This window comes from uncultured Aureimonas sp., assembly GCF_913775355.1.
Lineage (GTDB): Bacteria > Pseudomonadota > Alphaproteobacteria > Rhizobiales > Rhizobiaceae > Aureimonas.
Map to the genome: position 1 here is coordinate 1 of NZ_CAJYIU010000278.1, position 4197 is coordinate 4197.

General features: G+C 68.3%; 4 protein-coding genes and 1 pseudogene. All 5 read left to right on the plus strand.

The window, feature by feature from the left end:
- Positions 1-231, plus strand: a pseudogene (locus QZ753_RS16855) (ABC transporter ATP-binding protein); the annotation flags it as partial.
- Positions 231-1370, plus strand: coding sequence for an ABC transporter permease (locus tag QZ753_RS16860; RefSeq protein WP_294645296.1), 1140 nt, complete (start codon positions 231-233; stop codon positions 1368-1370). The pseudogene QZ753_RS16855 and the gene QZ753_RS16860, both read left to right, overlap by 1 nt.
- The gene (locus QZ753_RS16865) at positions 1367-2290 is read left to right on the plus strand and encodes an ABC transporter permease (protein WP_294645298.1); all 924 of its coding nucleotides are present in this window, start codon (positions 1367-1369) and stop codon (positions 2288-2290) included. Before QZ753_RS16860 ends, QZ753_RS16865 begins: the two co-directional genes overlap by 4 nt.
- 30 nt (positions 2291-2320) lie before the next feature.
- A complete protein-coding gene (locus QZ753_RS16870; protein ID WP_294645300.1) occupies positions 2321-3406 on the plus strand; it encodes a BMP family ABC transporter substrate-binding protein in 1086 nt (361 codons plus the stop codon).
- A gap of 208 nt (positions 3407-3614) precedes the next feature.
- A partial coding sequence (locus QZ753_RS16875; RefSeq protein WP_294645302.1) for a urate hydroxylase PuuD occupies positions 3615-4197 on the plus strand: 583 nt, incomplete at its 3' end.

Below are 4197 nucleotides of genomic sequence, written 5' to 3' on the forward strand. Positions count from 1 at the left end.
GCCGCCGGCTTCATTCGGCAGGCGATGATCGATCTGGCGGCGCGGGGCGCGGCGATCGTCGTCGTCAGCCAGGACCTCGACGAGCTTCTGGAGCTCTGCGACCGCATCGCTGTCCTCAACGAGGGACGCCTGTCGGAGACGATGAACGTGAAGGGCATCTCGATCGAGCGCGTCGGTCTCCTGATGGGCGGCGTGCACGTCGAGCCCCAAGCCGGCGCCGAGGCCGCCTGATGGCGCTCCGCTTCGTCCCCCGCCGCGAGCCGAGCCGCGTCATGCTGTTCGCGACGCCAGTTCTCGCCGTCGCGCTGACGCTTCTCGTTGGCACCATCGTCTTCACGCTCCTCGGCTACGACGGGCTCGGGGCCGCGCGCGAGATCTTCGTGACGCCGCTCTTCAATCCCTATCGCTGGCAGGACCTTCTGGTGAAGGCGGCGCCGCTTGCCACCATCGCCATCGGCCTGTCGGTCGGCTTCCGCGCCAATGTCTGGAACATCGGCGCCGAGGGCCAGTACGTCATCGGTGGCCTGGCCGGCACCGGCATCGCGCTCTTGACGATGGACATGGAGGGGCACTGGATCCTGCCCGCGATGGTCGTGGCCGGCATTCTCGGGGGCATGGCGTGGGCGGCGATCCCCGCCTTCCTGCGCAACCGGCTCGGCGTCTCCGAGATCCTGTCGTCGCTGATGCTGAACTACGTCGCGATCCAGGTCCTCTACTACCTGATGCGCGGACCCTGGAAGGACCCGATGGGGTTCAACTTCCCGCAGACTGCGATGTTCTCCTCGTCGCAGACGCTGCCCTATGTCGTGCCGGGCACCCTGATCCATCTCGGCATTCCGGTGGCGCTGGCGCTGGCGCTCGCCGTCTGGTTCCTGATCGCGCGCACCGTCGCCGGCTTCCAGGTGCGGGTCGTCGGCCTTAGCCCGCAGGCGGCGCGCTACGGCGGCTTTCGCGAGGCGCGCGTCGTCTGGCTCTGCATGGCGCTCGGCGGCGGCATGGCGGGGCTCGCCGGTATCTTCGAGGCATCCGGTCCCTTCGGGCAGATGGTGCCGAGCTTTCCCGTCGGCTACGGCTTCACCGCCATCATCGTCGCCTTTCTCGGCCGGCTTCATCCCGTCGGCATCGTGCTCGCCGCCCTCGTCCTGGCGCTGACCTATGTCGGCGGCGAAAGCGCGCAGACGACGATCGGCCTGCCGGCCGCGGCCATCGGCGTCTTTCAGGCGATGATGCTGTTCTTCCTCCTCGCGGTCGACATCCTCGTCCGCTACCGGCTGACGAGCGGCGTGGGCGGCGTTCCGGTCGCCGCGCCCATCGCACCGGCGCCGACGCTGACGCCCGAACCGACGTCCGGCCGGGGAGCCGCCGCATGAGCCCCGAGCTGATCGTCGCCATCGTCGTCGCCGTGGTCGCCTCCGCGACGCCGATCCTGATCGCCGCGCTCGGCGAACTCGTGGTCGAGAAGTCCGGCGTCCTCAACCTCGGCGTCGAGGGCATGATGCTGATCGGCGCGGTCACGGGCTTTGCCGTGTCCGTCACGGTCGGCTCGCCCTGGCTCGGCGCGCTGGCGGCGCTGTTCGCCGGCGCCGCCTCGTCGCTGATCTTCGCCTGGCTGACCCTGACGCTGACCGCCAACCAGGTCGCGACGGGCCTCGCGCTCACCATCTTCGGCACCGGCGTGTCGGCACTGGCGGGCGCCGGCTTCGTCGGCATCACGACGCCGGTGCTCGGCTCGTTCTTTCCCGCGGCGCTCGCCGCCGACCCGATCTGGCGCGTCCTCTTCGGCTATTCGCCGATCGTTTATCTCTCGCTGGTCCTGACTTTCGCAGTCTGGTGGTTCCTGAAGCACTCGAGAGCGGGGCTCATCCTGCGCGCCGTCGGCGAGAGCGACGCCTCGGCGCATTCCATCGGCTATCCCGTCCTCAAAGTTCGCTACCTCGCGGTGCTCTTCGGCGGCGCGATGGCGGGGCTGGCGGGCGCCTACTACTCGCTGGTGCTGACGCCGATGTGGGCCGAGCGCCTGACGGCCGGTCGCGGCTGGATCGCCATCGCGCTCGTCGTCTTCGCCTCCTGGCGTCCGGGGCGCCTTCTGCTCGGCGCCTATCTCTTCGGCGCCGTGATCACCCTGGAGCTCCAGGCGAAGGCGGCCGGTTGGTCGCTGCTCGCGCCGGAGTTCCTGACCAGCCTTCCCTATCTCGCGACCGTTCTGGTGCTCGCCCTCATCTCGGGCAGTGCGCGGACGCGGAATGCCGCGCCGGCCTGCCTGGGCAAGCCGTTCCGGGCGACCGCCTGACCACTCGAAAAGCCCTTGCAAGGAGCCCTCATGAGCCTCTTCACCCGCCGCCAAGTCCTCCTCGGGGGTGCCGCGCTCGCCGCCGTCACCGCGTTCGGCCTGCCGGCCTTCGCGCAGGTCTCCGATCGCCCGGTCAAGGCCGCCTTCGTCTATGTCGGCCCGGTCGGCGACTTCGGCTACTCCTTCGCACACGACCAGGGCCGCAAGTACCTGGCCGAGAAGCTCGGCGACAAGGTGCAGACGAGCTTCGTCGAGAACGTCGCCGAGGGGCCGGACGCCGAGCGCGTCATCCGTCAGCTCGCGCAGGACGGCAACGACATCATCTTCGCGACCTCGTTCGGCTTCATGAACCCGACGCTGAAGGTCGCCAAGCAGTTCCCGAACGTGAAGTTCGAGCATGCGACGGGCTACCAGACCGCGCCGAACATGGCGGCCTACAATTCGAAGTTCTACCAGGGCCGCGCCGTGCTCGGCACCATCGCCGGCATGATGTCGAAGAGCGGCAAGGCGGGCTACGTCGCCTCCTTCCCGATCCCCGAGGTCGTGATGGGCATCAACGCCTTCACGCTCGCCGCGCGCAAGGTGAACCCGAAGTTCGAGACGCAGGTCGTCTGGGTGAACTCCTGGTACGACCCGGCCAAGGAAGCGCAGGCCGCGGGCGCTCTGCTCGACCAGGGCGCCGACGTCATCACCCAGCACACCGATAGCCCCGGTCCGCTGCAGGAGGCCGAGAAGCGCGGCGCCATCGCCTTCGGCCAGGCCTGGGACATGAAGAGCTTCGCGCCGAACGCCCACATGACGGCGATCGTCGACCAGTGGGGCCCGTACTACGTCGACCGCGTCAACGCGGTGATCGACGGTTCCTGGAAGACGCAGGACGTCTGGCTCGGCATGAAGGAGGGCGAGGTCGAGATGGCCCCGTTCAACGACAAGATGCCGGCCGACGTGAAGGCCGCCGCGCAGAAGGTCGTCGACGAGACCAAGGCCGGCACCTACGAGGTGTTCACCGGGCCGATCAAGGACCAGTCGGGCGCCGAGAAGATCGCCGCCGGCACCCGCATCCCGGACGCCGATCTCTTGAAGATGGACTGGTACGTCGAGGGCGTGCGGAACTGATGCTCCGCGTCGGCGCATAGCGCCGCGAACCTCTTGTCTCGGCCCTTCGAGGCGTGAAACACTGCAACTCTTCGAAGGGCGTCAAGCGCCCTTCGAACCAACGCCTGTCCCTCCCACCGTCTCCTGAACGGCGAGGGGCCACGCAAGGCACATCGGATCATTGTGGGGAGCGTCCGCGACAAGGGGGCGGCGTTCCGGGGCTCATCCCATGTGGACCTATTTCGCCGAATGGCTGCAATTCGGCGTGCGCTGGCTGCACGTCATCACCGCGATCGCCTGGATCGGGTCGTCCTTCTACTTCATCGCGCTCGATCTCGGGCTGCGGAAGCCCCGCGGGGCGCCGCTCGTGGGCGTCGGCGGCGAGGCCTGGCAGGTCCACGGCGGCGGCTTCTACCACATCCAGAAATACATGGTCGCGCCGCCGCACATGCCGGAGGACCTGACCTGGTTCAAGTGGGAGAGCTATGCGACCTGGCTGTCGGGTTTCGCGCTGCTCTTTCTCGTCTACTATCTCGGCGCCGAGCTTTACCTGATCGACCCGGCCAAGGCGGACCTGCCGGCCTGGGGCGCGACGCTGATCGGGCTGCTCGGCCTTGGGCTCGGCTGGGTCGTCTACGACGCGATCTGCAAGTCGCGGCTGCACGCTAACGATTCCGCGCTGCTCGGCGTCCTCTTCGTCTACGTGGTGGCCGCGAGCTTCGTGTTCAGCCAGATCTTCTCGGGGCGCGGCGCCATGCTGCACACGGGCGCGATGATCGCGACGATCATGACCGCCAATGTCGCGATGCTGA